Raw genomic sequence first — 26,779 nt, forward strand, 5'->3', positions numbered from 1 at the left:
CAGCGCTCTCCGGTGGCACGACGTATCGTGACAGAGGATTTGAACGCGTTCAACCGTGGGCCGCTCGGCCGCGAAGCAAAAAGGCGCGCTCCGGAATCGGCCCGTCCCTAGCATGTCGTGGCATGACACATACGCCTCGTCGTCCCGACGTGCCCGAGAAGCCCTCCCTCGACGGGCTGGAAGAGAAGTGGTCGCGGCGCTGGGATGAGACCGGCGTATACGCCTTCGACCGGAGCCGGCCACGCCGGGAGGTCTTCTCCATCGACACTCCGCCGCCCACGGTCAGCGGCTCGCTGCACGTCGGCCACGTCTTCTCGTACACCCATACCGACGCCGTCGCCCGCTACCAACGGATGCGCGGCAAGGCCGTCTTCTATCCCATGGGGTGGGACGACAACGGCTTGCCCACCGAGCGGCGGGTGCAGAACTACTTCGGGGTGCGCTGCGACCCCTCGCTGCCCTACGACCCGGACTTCGCCCCACCCGAGTCCCCCGGGGCGCAGCAGATCGCGGTCTCCCGGCGCAATTTCATCGAGCTGTGCGAGCGGCTCACGACGGAGGACGAGCAGGCCTTCGAAGAGCTGTGGCGCAGGCTCGGTCTCTCGGTGGACTGGTCGATGACCTACCGGACCATCGACGACGCGGCGCGTGCCACCGCCCAGCGGGCTTTCCTGCGCAACCTGGCCCGCGGCGAGGCGTACCTCGCCGAGGCCCCCACCCTGTGGGACGTCACCTTCCGCACTGCTGTCGCCCAAGCCGAGCTGGAGGACCGGGAACGTCCTGGCGCCCACCACCATCTGGTGTTCCGCGCCCCGGACGGGCAGCAACTGGAGATCGCCACGACCCGCCCCGAGCTGCTCCCGGCCTGTGTCGCGCTGGTCGCCCACCCGGATGACGAGCGCTACCAGGTCCATTTCGGGCAGGCTGCCGCCAGCCCGCTCTTCGGCGTCCAGGTGCCGGTGGTGGCGCACCGGCTGGCCGACCCGGAAAAGGGCACGGGCTTGGCCATGGTGTGCACCTTCGGCGACACCACCGATGTGGTGTGGTGGCGTGAGCTGCGGCTGGCCACCCGGCCGGTGATCGGCTGGGACGGGCGGTTCCTGCCCGAGCCTCCGCCCGGCCTGGACGGCGATGCGGCCCGCGCGGCGTACGCGCTGCTGGCAGGAGCCACCCCCCACACCGCTCGGGAGCGAGTCGTCTCGCTGCTGCGGGAACGCGGTGAGCTGCTGGGCGAGCCCAGGCCCCTCGTGCACGCCGTGAAGTTCTACGAGAAGGGCGACAAGCCCTTGGAAATCGTCACCACCCGGCAGTGGTACCTCCGCAACGGCGGCCGGGACGAACAACTGTGCGGTCGGCTGCTGGAGCGCGGCGCGGACCTGGTGTGGCATCCCCCGCACATGAAGACCAGGTACGACAGCTGGGTGGGCGGCCTCAACGGCGACTGGCTGGTGAGCCGGCAGCGGTACTTCGGTGTGCCGGTTCCGGTCTGGTACGCGCTGGACGACACGGGCAACCCGCGCTGGGACCAGCCGCTGGTGCCCACCGAGAACCGGCTGCCGGTCGACCCCGGCACCGACACCCCCGACGGCTACAGCCCTGAGCAGCGCGGGGCGCCGGGCGGGTTCATCGGTGACACCGACGTGCTGGACACCTGGGCCACCTCCTCACTGACCCCGCAGATCGCCGGCCGCTGGGGACGGGACGACGACCTTTTCCAACGGGTGTTCCCCATGGATCTGCGGCCTCAGGCCCACGAGATCATCCGTACCTGGCTGTTCTCCACCGTGGTCCGCGCGGACAGCGAGCACGGCGTGCTGCCATGGCGCCATGCGGCGATCTCCGGCTGGATCCTGGACCCGGACCGCAAGAAGATGTCCAAGTCCAAGGGCAATGTGGTCACCCCGACCGACCTGCTCGTGCAGCACGGCTCCGACGCGGTCCGTTACTGGGCGGCCGGCGCCCGACCGGGCACCGACACCGCCTTCGACACCGGGCAGATGCGGATCGGCCGCCGACTGGCCATCAAACTGCTCAACGCCAGCAAGTTCGTGCTGGGTATCGGCGATCCCGACTCGGCCGGGAGAAAGGCCGACGAGCCGCTCGACCAGGCGATGCTGGCCCAGCTTGCCGAGACCGTCCAGGACGCCACCGAGGCCTTGGAGGACTTCGACTACGCGCGGGCGCTGGAGCGGACCGAGGCGTTCTTCTGGCGCTTCTGTGACGACTACCTGGAGCTGGTCAAGGTCCGGGCCTACGGCGAGCACGCGGCGGACGGCGCCGACTCGGCCCGGGTGGCTCTGCGCACCGCGCTCTCGGTGCTGGTGCGGCTGTTCGCGCCGTTCCTGCCCTTCGCCACCGAAGAGGTGTGGTCCTGGTGGCAGGACGGCTCGGTGCACCGGGAGCCCTGGCCCGACGCGGCCGAGCTGCGCGAGCAGGCCGGGGCGGCGGATCCGTCGGTGCTCGAGGTGGCCTCGGAGGTGATCGCCGCCGTGCGCAAGGCCAAGTCCGAAGCGCAGGTGTCCATGCGCACCGAGGTGGCTTCGGCCAGGATCAGCGCCTCCCCGGCCGTCTGGGAGCGGGTGGCCCTGGCGGCGGGTGATCTGCGCGCGGCCGGCCGAATCGCCGAGGTGGAGTCCGCTGTCCGCGAGGGCGCCGGACTGGCGGTAACGGTCAGGCTCTGACTGTGCCGCGATCCAGGGCGAAGAGCCGCCGTCCGCGTTCCTGATGCCTGAGCGCGCACCGATCTCAGTCTGGCCGAGTTGTTCGGCGGCGACGTCCCGGTCCGCCGAACGGACGAAGCAAGCCTGTTCTTGAGCGGAGAGGGCCATCCCTGCCTGTCGCGAGGCTGACGTGCCTTCGGCAGGCAGGCAGGGATGGGTGGGAGGGGTTCACAGGCGGGATGTACTGCCTGGTAACTTCTGCGGATGATCTTTCCGCACCGCTTAAACCGCCCGGCGCCCGCCGCACTGATATCCGCCTTCGCCCTGGCCGTGCTGCCCGCCGCACCCGCCACCGCCGCCGATTCGGCGACCCCGCATCTCGACGCCGTGGAAAGCACCTTGCGCGAGGTCTCGCCCGGCCTCGAAGGGCGCGTGTGGGAGCGGACGAGCGGCAACCGGCTCGACGCCGCGCCCGACGACCCCACCGGCTGGCTGCTCCAGACGCCCGGCTGCTGGGGCGACGCCGGCTGCAAGGACCGCGCCGGCACCAAGCGACTGCTGGCCAAGATGACCGAGAACATCTCCCGGGCGACCCGGACCGTCGACATCTCCAGTCTGGCCCCCTTCCCGGACGGCGCCTTCCAGGACGCCATCGTCGCGGGCCTGAAATCCTCCGTGGCCTTGGGCCACCAGCTCAAGGTCCGAGTCCTCGTCGGGGCCGCGCCCGTCTACCACATGACCGTGCTGCCCTCGAAGTACCGGGACGACCTGCGCAGCAAGCTCGGCCCGGCGGCCGATGCCGTCACGCTCGACGTCGCCTCGATGACGACGTCGAAGACCGCCTTCTCGTGGAACCACTCCAAGCTCCTGGTCGTCGACGGGGAGACCGCGGTCACCGGCGGTATCAACGACTGGAAGGGCGACTACCTCGACACCGCCCACCCGGTCACCGACGTCGACCTCGCACTGACCGGCCCCGCCGCCGGCACAGCCGGCCGGTACCTGGACCAGCTGTGGACCTGGACCTGCCGCAACAGGAGCAACATCGCCCGCGTCTGGTACGCCACCTCCGGCGGAGCGGACTGCATGGCCACCATGGAGCGGGACACCAACCCCCGTGCCGTCCCGGCCACCGGCGATGTGCCGGTGATCGCCGTCGGCGGGCTCGGCGTGGGCATCGAGGACGCCGATCCCGCCTCCGCCTGGCACCCGACCCTGCCGGACACGTCCGGCACCCGGTGCGTGATCGGGCTGCACGACAACACCAATGGGGACCGCGACTACGACACGGTCAACCCCGAGGAGAGCGCCCTGCGTTCACTGATCTCCAGCGCCACCAGCCACATCGAGATCTCGCAGCAGGACCTCAACGCGACCTGCCCGCCGCTGCCCCGCTACGACACCCGCGTCTACGACGCCCTCGCAGCGAAGCTCGCCGCCGGCGTCAAGGTGCGCATCGTCGTCAGCGACCCCGCCAACCGCGGTGCCGTCGGCAGCGGAGGCTACTCGCAGATCAAGTCCCTCTCCGAGATCAGCGACGTACTGCGCAGCCGGCTCGCCCGGATCACCGGCGACGAGGGCAGCGCCACGGCGGCGCTCTGCTCCAACCTGCAGCTCGCTGCCTTCCGCAGCTCCCCGGGCTCGAGGTGGGCCGACGGACACCCCTACGCCCAGCACCACAAGCTGGTCTCGGTCGACGGCTCCGCGTTCTACATCGGATCGAAGAACCTCTACCCGGCGTGGTTGCAGGACTTCGGGTACATCGTGGAGAGCCCCGGCGCAGCCCGGCAGCTCGACGCCCAGCTGCTGAGCCCCCAGTGGACCCATTCCAAGGAGTCCGCCACGATCGACTACGAGCGGGGCCTGTGCCAGATGTGAAATCCCGCTGTCCGCAGGTGAGTCCATGGACAGACAGCGCCCCCGTCAGCCGGGCGGGACCAGCATGTATTGCCTGCCGAGCTTCGAGGCCGACGAGTCCCCGTACATCGTGAGTTCTCCGTCGGACCAGCGGACGACGAGGTCGTCCGGCCAGGAGTTGCCGCCGTAACTGCCCGCCGAGACGACTCTGGCGTGGTCGCGCCACAGGGCGTTCGGGGCAAGCACCTGGTTCTCGGCGCCGAGGCCGCTGATACCGAGGTCCTTGTAGACGGTCAGCTCGCCGTCGGTCCAGCGGACGATCAGGTCGTTGTTGTCGGCGCCGCCGAAATCGCCGGTGGTGAGGGAGCGGGCGTGCTTCCAGACGGAGCCGGGGTTCGCGAGCTTCTGCTCCTCGTGGACCCCGGACGCGTTCACGTCCCAGTAGAGGGTGGCCTCGCCGTCGTCCCAGGTGACGACGAGGTCGTCAGGCCACTTGTTGCCGCCGAACGCACCTGTCGCGAGCGCGGTGGCGTGCTTCCACAGGGCGTTGGGCTGCTGGAGGGTGATCTCCGGAACGTTCTGGATCGATCCCGAGTCGTAGTCGACGTCCTTGTAGAGGGAGACTTCACCGTCCACCCACAGGACCATCAGGTCGTACTGGGCACCGCCCGTGAAGTCGCCCGCGGTGATCGCCTTGGCGTTCTTCCAGGTGCTGTTGGGCCCGATGAGCCTGCGGTCCTTCTCGAACCCGAAGGTGCCGTCGCCCTCGTACAGGGACAACTCGCCGTCGTCCCACAGGACGATCATGTCCTGGGTCCCGGTCCGGCGGACATCCGTGCCACGCCGGGCCACCGCGCGCGCGGGGCCGAAGGCGGCGGGGTCGTAGAAGGTGCCGGAGGTGATGGCTTTGGCATGCTTCCACGTGGCGCCGCCGCCGAGGGCGGACGCCTTGTCCGGCTCGTAGTCGTTGACCGCCTGCACGTACAGGCGTTTGATGTCGGCGTCGAACTGCGAGGAGTACGAGGTGTCGGCGGTCGGGCCGCCGGTCTTGTAGCCGCCGATGACACCGAACACGTCACCGCGTCTGCCGTCCCATTCGGCGAGGAACGGGGAGCCGGAGGTGCCGGGCGTGTAGCCGTCGCAGTCGATCTGCAGGAAACGGTCGTTGAACTTCCGCGTGGTGGCCTTGCAGTCCCGGGGCCGCTTGGCGCCGCCGGGATAGCCGATCAGATGGGCGTCCTTCTGCGCGAAGTCGCCGGGGCCGACGAACTTGAGCCTGTTGCCGCCGCCGACGGCGGTCGCGAGCACCTGGTTCTTCTCGTTGCGCTGCACGCGCACGAAGGCGAAGTCGAGGTCGTTGCCCCTGGCCGCGCCGAGCTGGAGGTAGCGGCCGTCGAGGTAGACGCGGTTCTTCTCGGCGCGGAAGATGCCGTACGGCTTGGGGTTCGAGGTGTCGTTGTACTTCGGGACGAAACCGAAGTTCTCGAAGCGGTCGGTGTCCGAGAGGCAGTGTGCCGCGGAGATGACGAGGTTCATCGACGGCGAGTCCACGACGGATGCCGTGCAGAAGCGGTCTTCTTTGCCGCCGGCCCGCGTGACGACGAAGACGCCGATGGTGTCGAAGCCGCCGGCCACCTCATGGCTGGGCGCCCGCAGCGCGGATCCCTTGCCATGCACGTCACCCAGCGGCGTGCCGTCCGGGTCGTCCAGGGGGCGCGCGTTGCGCAGCCGCTGGGGTGTCCAGTACGCGTCGAGCGCCTGGGCCTCCTTGAGCTCCTCGGCATCAAGGGGCGCCGGGGGGCGGGGAGTCGGGTCGATGCCCAGCGACCGGTAGTACTCCTCGTCGGGCATGCGGGAGGAGGCGGAGGGCTCCGGGCTTGCCTCGGACGTCGCGACCGGCGGCTTCGGCGGTGTGGTGGACGGGCCGGGCGTCGCACTCGACGTCGGGCTCGGAGTCGTTGCGGAAGGGCCGGCCGTGGCGGCCGAAGTCGGGCTCGGACGGGGCGAGTCGACTGGTCCGGGGGTGCTTCCCGGAGTCGCCGTCGCCGCGGGCGTGGGCGTGGGTGATGCCGGTGCGGCCACTGCGGGAGCGGCCAGAAGTCCGGAGCACAGTCCGAGCGCGGCAGCGCTCAGCAGAATGCGTCTCATGGGTGCCTTGCGTCGTTACTTGTTCATACCCGAACCAAAGATGGGCAATGGTCAGGTAAAGTGCGGGTGTCACTAGATCACTTACTGGGAGCTTTTGCAATGTTTCGTGCCACCCGCCCGGCGTTCGCGGGTTGTGCAGCCGTGGCCGTTCTGACCCTCGGGGTGTGGGCACCGTCCGCGGCGGCCTCACCCACGCCACCTGCGGAGTACGCGCCCTCGGCCACACTCTCCGTTGCCGCCGGTGCTCCCGGGCAGGAGGTTGAGGCACTGTGGCTCGACGAATGGCGGGACGAGGGCGAGAAGGCGGTGAAGGTCACCTCGCCCGCGTTCGAGGCACCCGCCACGCTGACCTTCACCGGACGCCAGTACGAGGGCAAGGTGCACCTGCGCCGGGATGCACAACCCGGCCAGGCACAGGCACGGGTGATCACCCACCGGGGCCAGGCGGTCAAGAAGACGGTGTTCTGGATCGAATCGGCGAAGCCGACGGACGAGGGGTCAAATCCCCTGGTGTGGCTGGGCGTCGGCGCGCTCGCCGCAGTCGGTGCAGGAACTGCGGGCGCATGGGCCATGCGGCGGCGCAGAAGGCTCTCGACGCGGTGACGCGTGGCGGCACGCTGTGGGAACGAGGGGATCGGCGTGAGGACGCGTCGCACCGGTGGCGCTGGATTTCGAGCGCTGAAGTCGCCGCCCGGGCACAGTCGTTGTGTCCTGGCCGCTGCGGCAGAGGCTCACCGGCCGGGTCACGGCCCCGAGAGTGGTCACCGGCTGCGCGGCGACAGCACCGGCCCGGCCCTCGTGCCATCGGGTCCGACAGGCCCGACCGTGAGTGGTTGCCGGAGATACGTTGGCGCCGAACACCCGGTTCTCGTGCGGTAGTTGGACCGATGAGTCGCGTCATGTAGCCGTGAGAGTGGTTTAGTGTGCTTGTCCGTGTGAACGCACTGGTTCTGCGCCGCTTGTACGCCAGTGTGATGAGCGATGAATACACACGACATGGGCACTCCAGAAGTGAACACTCCGAGCACGAAGACCACGGACGCATCGTGCGAGGAGCAACTCGCCTCGGATGCTTCACTCGCCTCGCCCCCCTCGCCTCGGTCGCACGGCGTGCAGCCCTCACGGCGGGCCGTGGTCACAGCGACCGGTGCCTCGGCGCTCGCTGCCGGACTCACCGCCGCCTCCGTCGCGCCCGCGACCGCGCTGAGCCCCGCCACCGCACCCTCGACCGCGCCGGCCACGGTGCCGCCCGGCGTCGACCCCACGGCGTACACCACGGTCGCCCGCGCCATCGTCGTCTACGACGAGCACGACAAACCCCTCGTACCGGGCTACCTGAAGGCCGTCGAGCAGGGTCTGCCCGCCAGCCGTGCGAAGGCAACGAAGCGCGTCCTGATCGTCGGGGCCGGACCGGCCGGCCTGCTCGCCGCCAACCTGCTCCACCGGGCAGGCCACGATGTCGTCGTGATCGAGGCCAACGGCAACCGCGTCGGCGGCCGTATCAAGACGTTCCGCAAGGGCGGCCACGAGAACGGGGAGCAGCCCTTCGCCGACCCCGGGCAGTACGCCGAAGCCGGGGCCATGCGGCTGCCCGAGAGCCACCCCCTCCTCATGGCGCTGATCAAGAAGCTCGGCCTCGCGCTCCAGGAGTTCTACCTGGTGGATGTGGAGGTCGACGACCCGACGAAGAAGGCCAACCGCGCCTGGATCCACGTCAATGGCATCCACATGCGCCGGGCCGACTACGAAACGAACCCTGAAAGGATCAACGACACCTTCGGTGTCACGGGCGAGAACCGCACGAAGACCGCATCCGCAATCCTCGCGCAAGCCCTCGAACCCGCGCACCGGCTCATCCGGGGCAAGGAAGGGACAGCCCTCGTCAACGGATGGGTCGAGGTCCTCGAGAGGTACGGCCACTGGTCCATGTACCGGTACCTCACCGAAGTCGCCGGACTCGACACCAGGACCATCGACCTGATCGGCACGATCCAGAACCTGACCTCACGGCTGCACCTCTCCTTCACGCACAGCTTCCTGTCCGCAGCGCTGATCGACCCCAAGACCAAGTTCTGGGAGATCAAGGGCGGCACCGCGCGCCTCGCCGACGCGCTGTACACACCGGTGAAGGCGAAGGTGAAGCTCGACAGGCGCGCCGTACGCATCGAACACCACGCCGGCAAGGTCAGGGTGCACACCGTTTCCGAGGCCTGCCAGACCGGCAAGGGCGGTGTCACGGAGGTGTTCGAGGGCGACGAGGCGATCATCACCGTCCCCTTCTCCGGTCTGCGCCACGTGACCTTCGACCCTCCGCTCACCTACGGCAAACGCCGGGCCATCACGGAACTGCACTACGACGCCGCGACCAAGGTGCTGCTGGAGTTCTCCCGGCGCTGGTGGGAGTTCACCGAGGAGCAGTGGAAGGAGGCGCTGAACTCCATCGAGGACAAGCTCTACGACAAGTACAAGTCGGGCGGGGTCCACCATGGCAAGTACCTCGGCGCGCACAAGTCCGTGAAGGACCTGGGGGTGACGATCCCCGACGAACTCAAGACGTGCTTCTCCGTCTTCCGGCCCGTCACGAGCGGCGAACCGGATGCCGCTCATATCCGTGGCGGCGGCAACGTGAGCGACAACGCCAACCGCTTCATGTACTTCGAGCACGCACACCCTCTGCAGGGCAGCGACGGAGGCATCATGCTCGCCTCCTACAGCTGGTCCGACGACGCCCTCAAGTGGGATGCCTTCGCCGACGACGAGCGGTATCTGCGCGCGCTGGCCGGAGTACAGGCTGTCTTCGGCCGCCGGTGCGAGGTCTTCTTCACCAACAAGTGCAAGACCCAGTCGTGGATGCGCGACCACTACGCCTACGGTGAGGCTTCGGTTCTCTTCCCCGGCCAGCACGCAGAACTGTTCCCTGACGTCCCCACATCCGAGGGGCCGCTGCACTTTGCGGGGGACCACACGTCCATCAAGCCCGCCTGGATCGAAGGCGCACTCGAGTCCGCTGTCCGGACGGCACTGAAGGTCCATACGGGCTGACAGGGGGACGGTGAGACACCCCGGTCCGGCGCCCCGCTCACCGGGACACCGGACCGGGCTCCCCGTCCACTCAGCCGCTACGCTCCCGCCTCCGTCACCGGCAACGCAAGCCTGGCCGGCCGCAGCCTGGAGGCCTTCGCGGTGAGCGTCACGCGCCCCGGCCTCTTCGCCGGACGGAGGATCGCGAGCGCCTCGCCGTGCCAGGTGTGGCGGCGCGGCTGCTGGAAACGGTCCACGTTGTGCGGGTTGCCGTCGGCGACGCCGGCGAGTTCTCCGGCGCCCTCGATCTCGAAGGTCACCCGGACCGTCGGAATGCCGAACAGACCTCAGGATTCCTTCGGGCGGGCCAAGGCCGTGACCTCGGTCGCGCTCAGCGTTCTGCCGTAGACCCGGAAGTCGTCTACGGCCGCCTTCAGATACGGGTCGGAGTACTGGGACCTGCCGATGTACGCGGCCCTGATGTGGTTGCCGAAGTAGCGGGGCTCCACGGTGACCGCCGTGTTCCGGCCCGCCTCCTGGCCGTCGACGTGTGGCACGGCGGTGCCGGCTCCGTAGGTCACGGCCACATGGACCCAGTGGTCCGTCGGCAGCGGGTCGGCGTTGATGCGCTGCTCCGCGCCCCCGCCTGACGCGGTGATCGCGTACCGCAGGGTTCCGGCGTCGCTCAGGGGGGTCAGGAACATGTTGGCGCTGACCCCGGTGCCGAAGTCGAAGATCCGGCTCCAGGCGGCCGGCTGTCCGGCCAGTTTCACCCAGGTCGCCACCGAGTAGGCGGACGCACCCGCCAACAGGTCCTCTGCGAGGGCGACATGACCGTCCTCCCCGTCCAGGGCCACGGCGCCGCCCATGTGTCCCTGGGTCCAGGAGGCGCCGCCCGCGAGAGTGGCCGTGCTGCCGTTGCCGCTGGCGTCCGCAGCCGTCGTGCCGGAGGTCTCGTCGAAGGGGTACCAGGCGGCGAACTGCGGGGGAGGGGACGGGGGCTGACCGGTCAGCCAGTAGACGTTGTAGTACTGGTGGTGGACGCGGGCGATGGGCAGCAGTGTGATCGCCTTGCCGTCGGCGGTCGCGGTGAACCGCAGCGGAGCGGCCGACGTCTGCCGGAGGGTGGAGGTGTCCAGGCGGGGCATCCAGGTGCTCGCCGTGTCGCCGTACGCCCCGGCCAGCACGACCGGTCCGTGCAGTACGGCCTTCACGTCCGGGTCGTCGGGGGTGGCCTCCATGGTCGTACGCATCGGCAGGGAGACCTCGACGCGGTCGCCACGGCGCCAGGTGCGGTCCAGGGTCAGCCAGGCGCCGGCCGCCGGACGGTTCGACAGGGTACGGCCGTTGAGCTTGACACGGGCTCCGGCGGCCCAGCCGGGGATGCGGACGAGCAGTTGGTGGGCGGCGCCGCCGGCGGTGACGGTGAGCACCGTCGAGGAGGCGTCGGGCAGGGTGGTGGTCTGCCGCCAGGTGATGTTCTTCTCCTGCCAGTTCACCTCGGACGGGATGAACAGGTTGACCAGCAGCCGCTGTTCGTCGTGCGTGTAGATCGTGTCGGCGAACTTCGCGTGCGTCTCCATGCCGGTTCCGTGGTCGCAGGAGAAGTTGTCGTAGTCGGTGGAGTAGGCGTTCGGGTCCGTGCCCATGAAGGACGGCTGCTGTTTGAAGGAGCCGGGGCCGAGGCCGGTGTAGTAGATGTCGAAGCCGTGCGCGGAGTCCGGGTCCTGCTCGCCGAGCATCTGGTTGAACAGGGTGCGCTCGTAGTAGTCGAGCAGGTCGGTGCGGTCCGGGTCCTCGAAGTGCAGCAGCCGGGTCAGCTTGAGCATGTTGTAGCTGTTGCAGTTCTCGCAGGTGCCGTTGGACAACTGGCCCGCGACGACGTCCGGTTCGTGGAAGGCCTCGCCGTTGCTGTTGCCGCCGATGACGTAGGAGTGGTGGTCGGTGACGAGCTGCCAGAAGTTCCGGGCGATCGTGCGGTAGCGGTCGGGCAGGCTCTCCTGCCACAGCCGTATCGCCCCGACCATCTTCGGGATCTGGGTGTTGGCGTGCAGTCCCGCGAGCCGGTCCTCGCCCGCTGCCAGGGGGTCGAAGACGCGGGCGTGGGTGAAGCGCTGGGCGACGTCCAGCCAGACGGCTTCGCCGGTGATCGCGTGCAGGTCGGCGAGGACGTCGTTCATGCCGCCGAACTCGGTCTCCAGGACCCGTTGCATCTGCTCGTAACTCAGCTTGCCCGTACGGAGGTTCACCCACTCGCCCAGGTGCAGCACCACGTCGAGGGCCTGCTCGTTCCCGGCCAGCCGGTACTGGTCGACCAGCCCCGCCATGATCTTGTGCAGGGTGTAGTACGGCGCCCAGACGCCCGTCCCGGCCTCCAGCCGGTGGAAGAAGCTCTCCGGGAAGGCCGATAGATACCCCTTGCCGTATCCGGCCGACGGGGACGCGGCCTGGCAGGCGGCCAGGGCCGCGACAAGCCGGCGGCCCTTGTCGTGCAGCGCGGTGTCACCGGTGGCAGCGAACGTGAGGGCGAGGCCGGACAGGAGGTGTCCGGTGGAGTGGCCGCGCAGTTCGACGGTCGGGCCCTCCCAGCCGCCGCACGGCTGGGCGGTACTGGGCAGGCCGGCGTTGAGGCGGAAGGTGTGCAGTAACCGGTTGATGTCGACGAAGCGCAGATAGGCGGTGTTGCGGCTCTGGTTGTCCTGGAACGGGCCGGCCAGCAAGGACACCGCGGTGAGCGGGAACGGCCTTGCCCGGGTGGCCTGTTGACGAGGTGAACCGGCGGGGCGTGGCGTGGCCTGGGCTGCCGGGCCGTCCGTCACGGTCAGGGCCGCTGCGGCCGCGCCGGCCGCGGTGAGGAAGTGCCGTCTGCCGAGGGGTGGGGTCACGAAGTCCTCCGCATGTCGAGGGTGTGGGGCGGAGAGTCCCGTTCCCGCCCCACTGGCTGTTGTTCGAGATATCGAAGACTGTGCGACATGCTGTGCGGGGATCTACGGTAGAGGACCGACTCCTGATGTCAATGACACGGGGGGAGAGTGCGCGACCTGGTCGCGGGAGCGCTCCCATGGCACCATGGCGCGGCTCCATCAGGGATGCGGAGCGGAGCCGTTGCATCGAACGGACGGCCGAGGCGGCGAGGGCGACGTCAACCCGTCGTACGGCGCGTTCACCGACCAGGAACTCGCCATCACCATCTGAGGTCAGGGTGAGGGGACTCAGTCCTCTCCGTGCCTGCCGTGCTGTCTCTCCTTGCCCTGCCGGTGGCGCTCCTGGGCGGGCCTCTTCGTGTCGGCGCCCTCGCGGTGCTCCGCCGGTGGGGAAGGGGCGGTCGCCGACGGCACGTCGGACAGTGGAGTCCCGCCGACGGGAGTCGAGCCGGAGGGAGCGGGTGATGACGGGGTGCCGTCGGGGGAGTTCAGGTTCGCGCCGACAGCCGCAGCCACCGCGAACAGCAGCACGCCCGCCCCGCCCAGCACGGCCCGCGTGGCCCGGCTGCGGTGATTCCTCCCACGGGAGCGTGCGGACCGTGCGCCGCCGACGGCGCGGTGCGCAGGCGGCGGAGGCTCCACAGCCGACGGGGGCGCAGTGGCCTGTGGCCGCTCCTCGTACCGGGCCCCGGCCAGCCAGGCCGCCGCCTGCTCCGCGGTGGGGCGGTGCGCGGGGTCCTTGGCCAGCATGCCGAGGACGTAGTCGGCCAACGGGGCCGGTATCCCGGCGCGCAGGTGCGAGGGCGGTACGGGCACGGCGTCGACCTGCTGATGCACCACCGCCAGAGCGGTCGCGCCGCGGAACGGCGGTCGGCCGGTGAGCAGTTCGTACAGCACGCAGCCGAGCGCATAGACGTCGGAGGCCGGCTGCGCGGGGCGCCCGAGGGCCCGTTCGGGAGCCAGGTAGTCGGCGGTGCCGACGACCCTCCCGGTGGCCGTCAGGTTACCGGCGACGTCGTCGGCGAAGCGGGCGATGCCGAAGTCCGTGATCTTCGCGGTGCGGTCGGTGGTCAGCATCACGTTGGCCGGTTTGACGTCCCGGTGGACCACCCCCTGGGCGTGTGCGGCGGACAGCCCCGCCGCGATCTGCGCCGCGACGGCCGCCGCCTCCTGCGGGGGCAGGGTGCCGCGCAGGGAGCGCTCCTGGGCCAGGGGCCAGCCGTCGATGAGCTCCATGACCAGGTAGAGCCGGCCCTGGTGGGAGCCGAAGTCGTACACGCCCACCACATGAGGGTGGTTGAGGCGGCCCGCAGTCTGTGCCTCCAGCCGGAAGCGCTCGGTGTCCGCCGCCTCTTCCGTGCGCAGGAGCTTCACCGCCACCGCACGATCCAGCGTGCGGTCCGTGGCTCGCCACACCTCACCCATGGCGCCGCGTCCCAGCGGCTCGTCCAAGTGGTAGCGATCCGCCAGCAGCAGTCCCACCTGCGTCCCTTCACGCTCGACGACAACCTGCGCCGTGACAGCCAATGACCGACCATGCGGACGCAATGGTGGCGCTACAAGATCATCTTATCGAAGTGACGGGTGCCCATGCGTCGGGCGGCCCGGCGTGCGGAGCCGTCCGTACCGGGCGCTCACCCGGGGTGGGCACACGTGCCGGCAGCCGCCGCGTTCGCACTGCTCGCCTCGCTGAAGCCCGCCGGGCTCGTGCGCTCGCGCCGCGAGGGCCGCCGGCAGGTCTGCTCCGTCGACGGCCCCGACGTCGTGACCGTCGTCCGGGTGATGATCGGCCGGCTGACCGTCCTCTCGCAGCGCGCGGCGATCATGGCAGGGATGCCGGGCGCGCATCGGTGTCCGGCGTACCCATGGTCTGCGGGCACACGGCCGCTCGCTGAAGCCCTGGCGGTCATCCGGCAGCTGACCGAAGGCGGCGTCGGCCGGCGGCCTTCCCGCATCGCACGCATTCGGCCTGGTCCTCGGCCGGCACGTGAAGCGCGGCCGGGGGCGACCGGGCGGGCTGGGGAACCGCCGTCTGAGCTGCGGCTTGTCTTGCCTGGGCCGGGCCGCGAGGGCCGACGGCAGGTCTGCTCCGTCGACGGCCCCGACGTCGTGGCCGTCGTCCGGGTGATGACCGGCCGGCTGACCGTCCTCTCGCAGCACGCGGCGATCATGGCAGGGATGCCGGGCGCGCACCGGTGTCCGGCGTACCCATGCTCTGCGGGCACACGGCCGCTCGCTGAAGCCCTGGCGGTCATCCGGCAGCTGACCGAAGGCGGCGTCGGCCGGCGGCCTTCCCGCATCGCACGCATTCGGCCTGGTCCTCGGCCGGCACGTGAAGCGCGGCCGGGGGCGACCGGGCGGGCTGGGGAACCGCCGTCTGAGCTGCGGCTTGTCTTGCCTGGGCCGGGCGCGCGGGGCAGGCTGTTCGTATGGGTGCCCCCGACAGCCCCACGCTCATCACGTCCGTACAGCGGGCCTTCCGCCTGCTGGAGGCGGTGAGCGCGCACGCGAACGGCGCGCCGGCGAAGCAGCTGGCACGGGAGACGGGCCTGCCTCTGGCCACCGCGTATCACCTGTTGCGGACGCTGGTCCACGACGGATACGTGCGGAAGCTGGCCGACGGCGGATTCGTCCTGGGCGACAAGTTGCAGACGCTGCACGCCGAAGGCCGCGCGCAGGTCCTGCTGAGCCGGGTCCGTCCGGCGCTCGCCGCGCTGCGGGACGAGCTCGCCGCAGCGACCTACCTCACCTTCTACGAGGAGGGCGAGATCAGGGTCGCCGAGATCGTCGACAGCCCCCGTACGCCCCGGGTCGACCTCTGGGTGGGAATGGAGGACGCGGGACACGCCACCGCGCTGGGCAAGTCCGTGCTGCGCGAACTGGATGACGACTCCCGCCGGGACTACCTCTCCCGGCACCACCTGGCCGACCTCACGCCACGCACCATCACCAGTCTCCCGGAACTGCTCCGAAGACTGGACTCGCCCCCCATGGCCCCGGCCGTCACGGACCTCGAGGAGTACGCCCTCGGCACGGTGTGCGTCGCGGTGCCCGTCTACCGCGGGGACACGCTCGGCTCGCTCGGTGTCTCGGTGCCGGCCGAGCGGCTCTCACGGCTCCAGGAGATCCGGGAGCGGCTGATCCCGATCGCGAACCGGGTGACCAGGAGCCTCTCGCTCACTATCTGAAATCCCTCTCCTTGAGGCTGCCTCGCCGAGCCGCTTTCCTGGATGAAACGGACATGCCGGGAGCGGCGCTCTGTACAGGTGAGGACTGTGGACGAACATGAGTCAGGCCCGAGACCATGGTGACGGCCACCGGCCCAAGCGGCCGTACAGGAACCGAGCGGCGGGCCGCGCCGCCGCGCAGCTGGCCGCTGGGATACCCGTGCTGCCGGTGCTGATCGTCGCCGTGATCGTGCTCGTCGACGTCGTCGGCGGCGCGGGGACGATGTGGCTGCCGCTGCTGGCGGCCGGGCCCGCGCTGGCCGCCACCACCAACGGGCCCCGCGGTGTCCTCTGTGTCGGTCTCCTCGCCACGGTGCTCGGCGCGGCGCTGGGGAGCAGGCATGCGGTTCCGGGCGGTGAGCTGGCGGCCGTACTGTCGGCCCTGATGGCCGTCACTTTGGCGAGTGGCCTGGCCAGCGCGCTGCGCGGCCGGCGTGAGCGGGTGCTCGCGGCCGTGCGCTCGGTGGCGGAGGCCGCCCAGCACGCCGTGCTCCAGCCCGTCCCGGAGACCGTCGGCCCGTTCCAGGTGGCGGTCCGCTACAGCGCCGCGGCGGCGGAGGCCCGTATCGGCGGGGATCTCTACGCCCTGGTGCCCACCCCGCACGGGATCAGGCTGATCGTCGGCGACGTGCGCGGCAAGGGGCTGCCGGCCGTCGGGACCGCCGCGCTCGTGCTCGGTGTCTTCCGCGAGGCCGCCTACGACGAGCCCGATCTCCTCTCCGTCGTGGAGCGGATCGAGCGGAGCCTGGCGCGCAACCTCGGGCCCGACGACTTCGTCACTGCCGTGGTCGTCGGATACGCGCGGCCGGGGGAGCTGGAAGTGGTCAACTGCGGACACGCGCCTCCGCTGCTCATCTCCGCCTCCGGAAGCGTCGTGGCCGTGGAGCCCACCCATCCCGCTCCGCCCCTCGGGCTGCGTGCCCTCTCGGCCGAGGAGCCCCGCCTCCAGTGCCTGCCCTTCGCGGCGGGAGAGCAGCTGCTGCTCTACACCGACGGGGTCATCGAGGCCCGCGATCACACGCGCGAGTTCTACCCGCTGGCCGAAGGCGTGGCGCGCCATGTGACCGACGAGCCGGCACGTACGCTCACCGGGCTCCATGACGAACTGCTGGCGCATGTGGGCGGCCGGCTGCACGACGACGCGGCCCTGCTTCTGCTCCGTCGGCAGACCGTGGACGAACCGGCCGCGTCCGAGTCGGCGGCACGCGCACCGGCCGTCCCGGAGCCACTGTCCGACGCCGGTCGCGAAGCCGCCTCCGTGTTGTCCCGGCCCCGGTCCGCGGTCGAGGGCCGGGGCGGTGGGCGACAGGACCGCCAGGAGACCGCAGCCGTGGGGAACCCGGGACGCCCCAGCTCGGCCCGCGCACCGGTGGAGGCCTCTCGACGGCAGGGCAAGGGCCTGTGCCGTCCCTTGCCCGAGCGGGCCTGACCTCAGCCCGGCAGCGGGAGTCTCCCGCAGCGGACCACGCAGGTCCGGGTCCGGGGACGGGCGGGTGCGTGCCGCTTCACGCGGCGACCAGATCGGCCCACCGGGTGACCCCGCCACCATGGACGTGGATGCCGTGCCGATCGGCCAGCGCATGGACGATCCCCTCGCCCCGCCCGTGCTCGTCCGGGTCGATCCCCGCGCGTGCGTGTCCGCCCGCGAGCGCGGGTCCCCCGTCGGTGACCTCGATGCGCAGGGTGCCGGGCCCGTCGCACCGGACCCACGACAGCCGCAGCACCGCCGGGGGCAGGGCATGGACGATCGCGTTGGTGAGCAACTCCGACACCACCAGCAGCGAGTCCTCGACGATCGTCGGGCACACGTTCCAGTCGGCCAGGACCAGCCGCGCACGCCGGCGTGCGGCCGAGACGGCGCCGGCGACGGGCGGCATGGGACAGATGTCCTCGCGTGCCTCCCGAAGCAGCGTGTTGAGCTGTACCGCCATCTTGTCTCCTGACGTGAGCGCTGCCGGACAGGCGCCGGGCCTCAGCGCGTTGCCGGGCTTCGCAGCACGTTAGGAAGCCGGACCGGGCCGGTCAATGAACCCCGGTCGGCATTACCGAACGCGGATGCCCGTCGCCGCCCGGGCGCCGCCTGCACACAGGGCAAAACGCCCATGTCGGTAATAGGCTCGCTTCATGGCCGGCCCAGTTCAGTCGATCGAACGGGCGGCGGCGATCCTGCGCCTGCTCGCCGCTGGGCCCCGCCGACTCGGACTCGGCGAGGTGGCGGCCTCGCTCGGGCTGGCGAAAGGAACCGCCCACGGCATCCTGCGCACCCTCCAGCACGTGGATTTCGTCGAGCAGGACGCCGCGACCGGAAAGTACCAGCTCGGAGCCGCCCTCCTGCACCTCGGCACGAGCTACCTCGACGTCAACGAGCTGCGGTCGCGCTCCATCAACTGGGCCGACGCCCTGGCCGCCCGGAGCGGGGAAGCGGTGCGCCTGGGCACCCCTCTGGAAGGCAAGGTCCTCGTCGTGCACCACGTCTTCCGGCCCGACGACACGCTCCAGACCCTGGACGTGGGCGCGCTGCTGCCCCTGCACGCCTCCTCGCTCGGCAAGGTGCTGCTGGCCTACGGGACCACACCTCTCGACGCGGCCCTGGAGTCGGGGCTGGACGCCTACACCCGGCACACCCTGGTCGCCCCGGAGCAGCTCACCCAGGCGCTCGCCGAGGTCAGGGAAGTCGGATGGGCTGCCGAGGTCCAGGAAATGAGCATGGGCGAGGCCGGGCTCTCCGCGCCGATCCGCGGACATGGCGGCCTCGTCGTCGGTGCCATCGGGCTGTCCGGCCCGGTCGAGAGGATCTGCGACAGCCAAGGCAGACCCAGGCCGAGCCTGATCACCCTGATCCGTGAGGCCGCGCGGGCGATCTCCAGAGACCTGGGGGCCGCGCGCTGGTAGGCCCCTCCCGCCCCCTCGACCCATCGGAAGGCGGACCATGGTTGAACGGTATGTCATGTCCATCGATCAGGGCACCAACTCCACCCGATGCATCCTGTTCGACCACGGCGGACGGCTGGCGGCGGTCGCCCAGCGGGAGCACCAGCAGCACTTCCCCAAACCCGGATGGGTCGAGCACGACGCCGTCGAGATCTGGCACAACCTGCGCCGCGTCATACCCGAGGCCCTGTCCGGCGCGAACCTCGCCGCCGAACAGGTCGCCGCCGCCGGTGTGGCCAACCAACGGGAGACCACGGTGCTCTGGGACCGGCACACGGGCACCCCCTTGGGCAGGGCGATCGTCTGGCAGGACACCCGCACGGCGCCGCTCGTCGAGGACCTCAGGCGCCGGCCCGGAGAGGAGTTCTTCCTGGAGCGGTGCGGGCTGCCGCCCTCGACGTACTTCTCGGCGCTGCGGATCCGCTGGCTGTTCGACCACGTCAAGGGGCTGGAGCAGCGCGCGAAGGACGGCGAGGTGCTGTTCGGCACGATGGAGAGCTGGCTGATCTGGAACCTCACCGGGGGCGCCGACGGCGGCCTGCACATCACCGACCCCACCAACGCCAGCCGCACCATGCTGATGAACATCCGCACGCTCACCTGGGACGAGGAACTGCTGGCGTTCTTCGGCGTGCCCCGTTTGATGCTGCCCGAGATCAGATCCTCCGCCGAGACCTACGGCGAGGCCCGCACGCTGCTGCCTGGCCTGCGCCTCACGGCCGCCCTCGGCGATCAGCAGGCCGCCCTGTTCGGCCAGACCTGCTTCTCCCCGGGCGAGGCGAAGTGCACCTACGGGACGGGCAGCTTTCTGCTGCTCAACACCGGCACCGATGTCGTACGGTCCCGGCACGGCCTCCTCACGACCGTCGCCTACAAGATCGGGGACCAGCAGCCTGTCTACGCCCTGGAGGGGTCGATCGCCGTCACCGGCTCACTGGTCCAGTGGTTCCGCGACCGCCTGGGGCTGATCAGCAGCGCCCCGGAGATCGAGACCCTCGCACGGACGGTCGAGGACAACGGCGGGTGCTACATCGTTCCCGCCTTCTCCGGTCTGTTCGCGCCCCGCTGGCGCAGCGACGCACGCGGTGTCATCGTCGGCCTCACCTCCTACATCACCCGAGGGCACCTGGCCCGGGCCGTCCTGGAGGCCACCGGCTGGCAGACGCGCGAGGTCGTCGACGCGATGAACGCCGACTCCTCGGTGGCGCTGAAGGAGCTGAAGGTGGACGGCGGCATGACGGCGGACAACCTGCTCATGCAGTTCGTGGCCGATGTGCTCGACGTGCCCGTGGTACGGCCCATGGTCGCCGAGACGGTCTCCCTCGGCGCCGCCTACGCCGCCGGACTGGCCGCCGGTTACTGGCCGGACCTGGAAGTCCTGCGCCGCAACTGGCACCCGGCCGCCCGGTGGCTGCCCGACATGGACCCCGGCCGGCGGGATGCGGAGTACGACAACTGGCAGCGAGCCGTCGAACGGTCCCTGGGGTGGATCAGACCGCCCCGGTCCTGACCGGGCGGCTGTCCCCGCTCATCGCCGCCAGGTCTCCCGCGAGGTCACGGAGCCAGACCTGCACATCGACCAGGGCGGGCAGGAGAGGTGCGGGGACTGCGGAGAGGACGGCGTCAGGTACGGGAGCCGCCCGGACCCGCACACCGCCCGGCGGAAAGCCGGCCGCCCGGACCAAGGCGGTGGCCAGTTCCCCGGCCGACTCCCGCGCCCAGCGCTGCGCTTCCGGCGGCATGGGGTCCGGACTCTGCCGGGGCAGCCAGTGGGCGCCGACGAGCGCATGGGCGGCGCAGTTGAGGGCCGCGTGCCAGTCGGGACCACCGTCGGCGCCGTCCTTGCCGGCCTCGGTGCGGAACTGGGCGTAGGCGGCCTCCGCGATGCGCAGCCGGTGCCGGGTCAGCCCCAGCGCTTCCTCGGCCAGGCGCTGCCCCGCGTCCGGCTCGCCGGGAGCGACCGCGGCTGCCGCGGTGACCTTCACCAGCGGAGCCGCCGAGCGCAGCAGCTCGGCCATGCTGTGCCGCACCTCGCCGCGGGCGCCGGCCGGCCAGGCCAGCAGTCCGCACAGCAGTCCGATCGCGCACCCCGTGAGCACATCGAGCAGACGTGTTTCCGCGAGCCGCCAGGTGACCGGCGAGAGCTGGCTGAAGGCAGCGGCGACGACCAGCGTGAACAGACCCTGCGCCCAGGCGGGCCCGGCGATCGGCCCCAGCGTGAAGGCCAGCAGCATCGCCGGCACCAGCACCACCGCGGACACGACGGCGGCGCCGCCCGCCTCGAAGAGGAGCACCCCGGCCGCCAGCGCCCCCAGCAGCGTGCCGACGGCCGCCGACCGCACCACCGACCAGGTCGCCCCCGCGGTCGTACGCCCCAGCGTGAGCACGGCCAGCAGAACCCAGAAGCCGTGCGACAGATCCAGCACCCCGGCCACGAGACGGGCCGCCCCGAGCCCCACAGCCGTGCGCACGGCGTTCTGGAAGACGACCGACCGCTGCGTGACGTTGCCGCTGAGCCGCACCAGCCACAGCCGTACCGTGCGTGGCTGCGCGTACCAGAACTGCTCGCGCGGCAGCCCGGGCAGGAAGCGCCGCCCGCCGAGCGCCACGGCGACCGCGGCCTGCACGGTCACCGCCGACGCAGCCGTGGCCAGGACGGCCGACCTGTGCACGAGGAGTTCCGGCGACGGTGCCGCCCGGCCGTCCGAGGGGCGCCCGCGGTGGGCAACGAAGTCGGCAGCCATCTCCTCCAGCGCCTCGGGCCCCGGCACGGCGCGCGCACCGCGCAGCGCATCCGCCGTCGTGGCACATGCGGCCGCGATGCCCCGCAGCAGCGTCCCGGAGGCCGGGTCATGGCTCGCCGTGGGGGTCATACGGGCCAGCTGGTCCAGGAGGCGTCGCGTTGCGGCTCCCGCCTGGGCGAGGGCGCGGTGGGTCCGGCCGGCACCGGTCGGACGTGAACCGGGCGGCTGCCGGGACAGGCGCAGCCCCACTCCGGCCGCGCTCAGCAGCCGAGCCCGGTCCGGGGCGGTGCCGTGGCCGTGTGCGGCGACCGCCGCCGACGCGGCCGCGAGGTCCAGGGCGTCGGCGACCCGCTCGCGGTAGGGCGGGTCCGGTGGGGCCGGGAGGAGCAGCAGCTCACACAGGACCAGCAGCGCGGCGCCGAGCAGCAGGCCGACGAGGCGCTGCGGCAGCGTGTCCGGCGCGTACGGCGGAAAGCAGGCGAGGACGTAGAACAGCAGCAGTCCGGGGGCAGCGCCCGCCGGTGCCGGACCGCAGGCCGCGCCGAAGGAGAGGGCGAAGCCGACCACCACCATCCCCGCCACCGCCGAGCCGGTGGTCATGGCGAGGAGCGTGCCGAGGGCGGTCAGGGCCACGGCGAGCGGCAGCGCGAGAAGGATGGCCCCGGCACGCCGACGGCTCCCGCCGGGCAGGGGCGACAGGAGGCCGAGCGCGATCGGCGCGAACAGGGCGTAGACCGCGACGACGGGCTGGTCCAGCGCGTACACGGCGGGGTAGAAGACGGCGGACGACGCCACGGTCACGCGCACCGCCTGCCGTGCGGCCCGCGCACGGTCGGGGGAGAGGTGCCGTGCCGGCATGGGGCCGCTCCTTCCCCGGCGCCTCCCCGGGGTCGTCCCCGCCGTCAGGCCCATTGTCGGCCGGTCCGCGGACGCGAGCAGCGCGACGGCGGCCTGCCACTCAGGCCGCCGTCGTCGCCCGGCGGGATCGTGAGGGATCCGCAGACGATCTCAGGAGGTCGTCCTACCGGGCGGTTGCGAAGTCCTGGGTCCAGTAGCTGCCCGGCTGTGCGAGACCGACGCCGATCTCCTTGAACGAGCAGTTGAGGATGTTGGCCCGGTGCCCGGGGCTGGACATCCAGCCCGCCATGACCTGCTCGGGAGTGGTGTAGCCGTAGGCGACGTTCTCGCCGTAGGTGCTCCAGGCGTAGCCGGCACGCGTGATCCGGGCGCCGGGGTCGGACCCGTCGGAACCGGTGTGCGACATGTTCTGGTGGGCCGCCATGTCCTGGCTGTGCGCCTGCGCCACCTTGGTCAGGGTCGCGTCCAGGGTCACCGGGAAGCAACCGGCCTTGCTGCGCTCGGCGTTGACGAGTTGCACGATGCGAGCGACGACCCCGGACGCCGTGGCGGTGGCCTTGGGGGTGCTCGGCGCAGCGGGGGCGGACGGGGTGGACGTGGGCTTCGTCGGCTTGGTGGTCTGGGGAGCGCTCGCAGAGGCGCTCGGAGTCTTCGACGGCACCGGAGCGGGCCGGCCGGTCTCGTGGTGCTTGTGGTGATGATTCCGGTGGTGGTGACCCCGGTGGTTCTTGGGGTGATGATGGCCGGCGGCCTGGTGCCGCCAGTCCGTGCCCGCGTACTTCTCGGCGCCCTCGGACTGATGGCCGCCGCCGTCCGGCCAGTCGGCACAGGCCATCGCGACGGACGGGATGCCCACGGCACCCATGGCGACTGCGGCTATGACCAGCCGCCGGTAGTGCTGCTTCTTACGATGCTGTGCCATGCGTGACCTCACCCGGTAGTCGCCGAGCGCCCCATGTGCGGCTGACTCTGCGCGGACCCCGCTCCTGAGCTGCGGAGACGTTGTGCGGGTCGTCATTGTTAGGACGGCTTCACAGAGAGGGCAAAGCCCCTTCGTACTACCTTGCTTCGTAGAGCTGGGCGGCCCTTGCCAAGGGCTGCCGAGCGTGCTGGTCCGGTGTCGGCCTCCTGACCGGCGAACCTGTCACCCCGTCAGAAGGCCTGTCCGTCTCGAAGAACGGGTGAAATCGCCGCGTGGCCGGAGCGCCGTCGGGTCGGACGCGCCCGGCGCCTGCGTCAAGCCGGACAAATCCCATATGTCGATCGAGCGGCATCTACTATCCGGCATGCCTAGCTCTCGGAGATGACGTGACGGATGTCACGGAACCAAAGTCGACACCGGTGTCACGGCGTGTGCAGCAGGGCGTGGGCGGCGTCGCGCGCCTGGCGGGCGGGTTCGGGTGTGGCGAAGAGTGCCGCGGTGACGATCGCTCCCTCGGCCAGGAGCGCGAGCCGTCCGGCGAGCTCGGCGGGTCGCCCGGCTGCCTCGACGAGGTCGGTCAGGTAGGCGTGGAAGGCCTGCTTGTGGTGCCGTGCTTGCTCGGCCACCTGGGGTGAGACCGCGCCGAGCTCGCCGAAGGAGTTGATGAAGGCGCACCCGCGGTAGCCCGGCTCGGAGAACCACGCGTACAGCCAGTCGAACACCGCCGTGATCCGCTCCTCGGGCGTCGGCTGTGCGTCTACGTGGCCGGCGAGAGCCCGCAGCCACTGCGCATCCCGCTGTCGCAGGAACTCCAGCACGAGCGCGTCCTTGGAGGGGAACAGTGCGTACAGACGCTTGAGCGGCACGCCCGATGCGTTGCGCACCGCGTCCATCCCCACCGTCTGGATGCCGCGGCTGTAGAACAGCTCTCCGGCCGCATCCAGCACCCGCTGCCGGGTCGGTTCCTGCTCCGCCATCTCTGTTCCTTGCCTGGGGGCCCTTGCTTGGAGAACGTGCGTTCTCTACTCTAGCAAGAGTCACCGAGAACGTTCGTTCTCGCTTTGTTGCAAGGGGCTCGCCGGATCTGTGGCGCGCCCGGAGTCCGAAGGAGTTGAGCCGACATGACCGAGGCCACCCGCCCGCCGGTACCGCCGTTCACCCGAGAGAGCGCCATCGAGAAGGTCCGTCTGGCCGAGGACGCGTGGAACACCCGTGATCCACGCAAGGTGTCGCTGGGCTACACGGTGGACTCACGCTGGCGCAACCGCTCGGAGTTCGCCACCGGCCGGGACGAGATCGTCGCGCTGCTGACGCGCAAGTGGAACACCGAGCTCGACTACCGGCTCATCAAGGAGCTGTGGGCCCACGACGGCAACCGCATCGCTGTGCGCTTCGCCTACGAACACCGCGACGACGCCGGGAACTGGTACCGCTCCTACGGCAACGAGAACTGGGAGTTCGACGAGCACGGGCTGATGCACACCCGCCACGCCTCCATCAACACGCTCCCGATCGCCGAGTCCGAGCGCGCGTACTTCTGGCCGCTGGGCCGCCGTCCCGACGACCACCCGGGCCTCAGCGACCTCGGCTTCTGAGACACCGTCTCTTCGCGCCGTTCGCCCTGGGACAGCGACGGCGTGTCGACGGCGGACAGGGTGTGGCGAGCTGCTCGCCGGTCAGGACCACGAACCCCGCGGCAGCGCGAACGCCGCGTCCCTTTCCGCGGCCATGCGGGTCGTTGTGCCGAGGCGGGCCGGAGAATCGTCAGCTCGGCGAGCCGGCGGGCCGCTCCCTCCTCGTCGGGAGGGGACGGCCCGCCGGACGCCGCGCAGCGCGCAGTCCGCAGCGCGCAGTCCACAGCGGTCAGGAAGCTGCGCGTCGCCGCATGGTGCAGGCCCGCTCGCTCCAGGGCTTCGCCGTCGGGGCACGCTTGCTTGAGGGCTCGGGGGTGGTCGCCCTCGTCCCGGTAGCAGCCGGCCGCGGACAGCAGATGGCAGCGTATGCCGACGCGTTGGCGCGCCGGATCCAGAACAGGAACTGCGCAGTCGTGCCAGAGGGGAGGCGGCGTTCGCCGCGACGGGCGCCCTTGATTCACCCTTGCCCCCGCCGCAGCGCCGCCCCCCCCGGCCGCGATCCGCTGGGCCTGCCCGGATGGATTCAGGCCGGTTCGCCCCGCCAGGCGCCGTCTCGTTGCGCCCAGCGCACGGCGGGTGCCACCGCGAGCCCGGCCGCCGCGAACACCACGCCCAGCACCGCCCAGCCCAGCCTGCCGTGGGCGATCGCGGTGACCGTGACCAGGGCCGGTCCCGCCATCATCCCGGCCGACATGCCCGCGCCGAACACGCCCTGGTAGACGCCGTGCGCGCGGGCGTCGGCGAGTTCGTAACCGAGGGTCCAGCCACCGGCCGCCGACAACACCTCCGCGAAGACCTGCACCACCGCCCCGGCGGTCAGCGACAGCACCGCCCACACGGGGGACAGGCCCGCGGACACGGCGTACCCCGCGCAGGCCGCCGCCAGGAGCAGCCCCGACCAGCCCATCGCCCGTACCGCGCTGGGTACGCGGGAGGCCCGGCGGGCGACCCGCACCTGAAGGAGCGCCACCAGCACACAGTTGACGATCATCAGCAGGGCCGCCGTCCAGCGCGGCGCCTCGGTCCGCTCCACGATCCACAGCGGCAGCCCGACCTCGGAGAGGGTGTACTGCACGACCAGCACCGCGTTGAGTACGGTCACCGTCAGGAACGGCAGGTCGCGCACCGCTCGCCAGCGGTCCGCGGCCGGGGCCTCGGCGTCCGGGGCCGCGCGCTCGCCGACATGCGGCGCCAGCGGCATCCGCGGTACCAGCAGCGCCGGACCCGCGAAGGACAGGGCGTTGAGCACGATCACCGTCATGTACGCGCCGCGCGAGTCCAGTTGCAGCGCGACCGCACCCAGCGCGCCCCCCACGCCCATCCCGACGTTCGTCACCATCCGCAGGTACGCCCGCGCCTCCACCCGCGTCGCCGCCGGCAGCACATCGGCATAAAGCGCGCCCTGCACCCCGCGGCTCGCCATCTGCAACCCGGTCGCGCAGATCACTGCGACGAGGAACCCGGCGTAGGAGTGCACCAGGGTGTACGCGGCCGTGGCGACCCCCGTGCCGCCCCACAGCAGGGCCCCGACCCGCCGGGCGCCCCACCGGTCCGCGGCCCGCCCGGCGGGTACCCCGGCGGCCACGCCGACCAGGCCCGCGGCCGTCAGCCCGAGCCCGACCGCGGTCGTGTCGAGGCCGACGATGCGGGTGAAGTACAGGATGCCGAGCGGGAAGTAGAGCCCGTTGCCGAGGGAGTTGACGGCGGTCAGCACGGTGGCGAGGCGCAGCGCCGGGGCGGCCGGCAGCAGCCCGCCCGCGCGGGTGGCGCGGTCCGGCTCCGGACTGCCGTCCTGGTCAGGGGCGTGTGAGAGTGGTGTCGTGGTCATGTCCGACAGCCAACCCGGTGTCCGC

Annotated in this window: 17 protein-coding genes and 2 pseudogenes; 10 read left to right on the forward strand and 9 right to left on the reverse strand. The window is 71.1% G+C overall.

What is annotated here, in order from left to right:
* Window positions 1-122 precede the first annotated feature (122 nt).
* Together valS and AQI88_RS17755 are read left to right on the forward strand one after the other, a co-directional pair.
* Window positions 123-2,681 carry a valine--tRNA ligase gene (valS, locus tag AQI88_RS17750; RefSeq protein ID WP_066999710.1) on the forward strand — a complete coding sequence of 853 codons (2,559 nt, stop codon included), beginning with the start codon at window positions 123-125 and terminating at the stop codon, window positions 2,679-2,681.
* A gap of 243 nt (window positions 2,682-2,924) precedes the next feature.
* Window positions 2,925-4,538 carry a phospholipase D-like domain-containing protein gene (locus tag AQI88_RS17755; protein ID WP_066999713.1) on the forward strand — a complete coding sequence of 538 codons (1,614 nt, stop codon included), beginning with the start codon at window positions 2,925-2,927 and terminating at the stop codon, window positions 4,536-4,538.
* A 45-nt stretch (window positions 4,539-4,583) separates the two neighbouring features.
* On the opposite strand, the gene AQI88_RS17760 is transcribed toward AQI88_RS17755, so the two are convergent.
* Window positions 4,584-6,368, reverse strand: a complete 1,785-nt coding sequence (locus AQI88_RS17760) for a trypsin-like serine peptidase (protein ID WP_066999716.1) — start codon at window positions 6,366-6,368, stop codon at window positions 4,584-4,586.
* Between the two features lie 438 nt (window positions 6,369-6,806).
* Here AQI88_RS17760 and AQI88_RS17765 point away from each other — a divergent pair, with 438 nt between their 5' ends.
* Both AQI88_RS17765 and AQI88_RS17770 read left to right on the forward strand, forming a co-directional pair.
* On the forward strand, window positions 6,807-7,268 hold the full coding sequence (locus tag AQI88_RS17765) for a hypothetical protein (protein ID WP_066999719.1): 462 nt from the start codon (window positions 6,807-6,809) through the stop codon (window positions 7,266-7,268).
* A 378-nt stretch (window positions 7,269-7,646) separates the two neighbouring features.
* Window positions 7,647-9,707 (forward strand): FAD-dependent oxidoreductase, encoded by a 2,061-nt coding sequence (locus AQI88_RS17770; protein ID WP_066999721.1) that lies wholly within the window; start codon window positions 7,647-7,649, stop codon window positions 9,705-9,707.
* Window positions 9,708-9,784: 77 nt separating this feature from the next.
* Here the strand turns inward: AQI88_RS17770 and AQI88_RS17775 are convergent, their stop codons facing one another.
* From AQI88_RS17775 to AQI88_RS17785, 3 genes are all read right to left on the reverse strand, one after another.
* The gene (locus AQI88_RS17775) at window positions 9,785-10,006 is read right to left on the reverse strand and encodes a hypothetical protein (RefSeq protein ID WP_066999724.1); all 222 of its coding nucleotides are present in this window, start codon (window positions 10,004-10,006) and stop codon (window positions 9,785-9,787) included.
* 27 nt (window positions 10,007-10,033) lie between these two features.
* A complete protein-coding gene (locus AQI88_RS17780; protein ID WP_066999727.1) occupies window positions 10,034-12,571 on the reverse strand; it encodes a beta-L-arabinofuranosidase domain-containing protein in 2,538 nt (845 codons plus the stop codon).
* Between the two features lie 327 nt (window positions 12,572-12,898).
* Window positions 12,899-14,137 carry a serine/threonine-protein kinase gene (locus AQI88_RS17785; protein ID WP_279616554.1) on the reverse strand — a complete coding sequence of 413 codons (1,239 nt, stop codon included), beginning with the start codon at window positions 14,135-14,137 and terminating at the stop codon, window positions 12,899-12,901.
* 153 nt (window positions 14,138-14,290) lie between these two features.
* On the opposite strand from AQI88_RS17785, the pseudogene AQI88_RS47745 reads away from it, so the two are divergent.
* From AQI88_RS47745 to AQI88_RS17800, 3 genes and pseudogenes are all read left to right on the forward strand, one after another.
* Window positions 14,291-14,431 (forward strand): annotated as a pseudogene (locus AQI88_RS47745) (transcriptional regulator); the annotation flags it as partial.
* A gap of 608 nt (window positions 14,432-15,039) precedes the next feature.
* On the forward strand, window positions 15,040-15,798 hold the full coding sequence (locus AQI88_RS17795; protein ID WP_066999736.1) for an IclR family transcriptional regulator: 759 nt from the start codon (window positions 15,040-15,042) through the stop codon (window positions 15,796-15,798).
* 97 nt (window positions 15,799-15,895) lie between these two features.
* Window positions 15,896-17,038, forward strand: a pseudogene (locus tag AQI88_RS17800) (PP2C family protein-serine/threonine phosphatase); the annotation flags it as partial.
* Window positions 17,039-17,342: 304 nt separating this feature from the next.
* Here AQI88_RS17800 and AQI88_RS17805 read toward each other — a convergent pair.
* Window positions 17,343-17,768: an ATP-binding protein gene (locus tag AQI88_RS17805; RefSeq protein WP_066999738.1), complete on the reverse strand. Its 426-nt coding sequence runs from the start codon at window positions 17,766-17,768 to the stop codon at window positions 17,343-17,345.
* A 193-nt stretch (window positions 17,769-17,961) separates the two neighbouring features.
* Between AQI88_RS17805 and AQI88_RS17810 the strand changes: the two genes are divergently transcribed.
* Both AQI88_RS17810 and glpK read left to right on the forward strand, forming a co-directional pair.
* Entirely contained in the window at window positions 17,962-18,729 is a 768-nt protein-coding gene (locus AQI88_RS17810; protein WP_066999740.1) for an IclR family transcriptional regulator, read from the forward strand.
* A gap of 37 nt (window positions 18,730-18,766) precedes the next feature.
* Window positions 18,767-20,278, forward strand: a complete 1,512-nt coding sequence (gene glpK, locus AQI88_RS17815; RefSeq protein ID WP_066999744.1) for a glycerol kinase GlpK — start codon at window positions 18,767-18,769, stop codon at window positions 20,276-20,278.
* On the opposite strand, the gene AQI88_RS17820 is transcribed toward glpK, so the two are convergent.
* The 3 genes from AQI88_RS17820 to AQI88_RS17830 form a co-directional block, all read right to left on the reverse strand.
* On the reverse strand, window positions 20,259-22,370 hold the full coding sequence (locus AQI88_RS17820; protein ID WP_066999746.1) for an FUSC family protein: 2,112 nt from the start codon (window positions 22,368-22,370) through the stop codon (window positions 20,259-20,261). The genes glpK and AQI88_RS17820 overlap by 20 nt on opposite strands.
* A 163-nt stretch (window positions 22,371-22,533) precedes the next feature.
* Complete coding sequence (locus tag AQI88_RS17825; protein WP_066999749.1) at window positions 22,534-23,292, reverse strand: CAP domain-containing protein; 759 nt, start codon at window positions 23,290-23,292, stop codon at window positions 22,534-22,536.
* Window positions 23,293-23,714: 422 nt separating this feature from the next.
* Complete coding sequence (locus AQI88_RS17830) at window positions 23,715-24,269, reverse strand: TetR/AcrR family transcriptional regulator (protein ID WP_066999753.1); 555 nt, start codon at window positions 24,267-24,269, stop codon at window positions 23,715-23,717.
* 144 nt (window positions 24,270-24,413) lie between these two features.
* Here AQI88_RS17830 and AQI88_RS17835 point away from each other — a divergent pair, with 144 nt between their 5' ends.
* Window positions 24,414-24,887, forward strand: coding sequence for a nuclear transport factor 2 family protein (locus AQI88_RS17835; protein WP_066999756.1), 474 nt, complete (start codon window positions 24,414-24,416; stop codon window positions 24,885-24,887).
* 562 nt (window positions 24,888-25,449) lie between these two features.
* Here AQI88_RS17835 and AQI88_RS17840 read toward each other — a convergent pair.
* Entirely contained in the window at window positions 25,450-26,754 is a 1,305-nt protein-coding gene (locus AQI88_RS17840; RefSeq protein WP_079057634.1) for an MFS transporter, read from the reverse strand.
* Between the last annotated feature and the right edge of the window lie 25 nt (window positions 26,755-26,779).

This window comes from Streptomyces cellostaticus (assembly GCF_001513965.1).
GTDB lineage: Bacteria > Actinomycetota > Actinomycetes > Streptomycetales > Streptomycetaceae > Streptomyces > Streptomyces cellostaticus.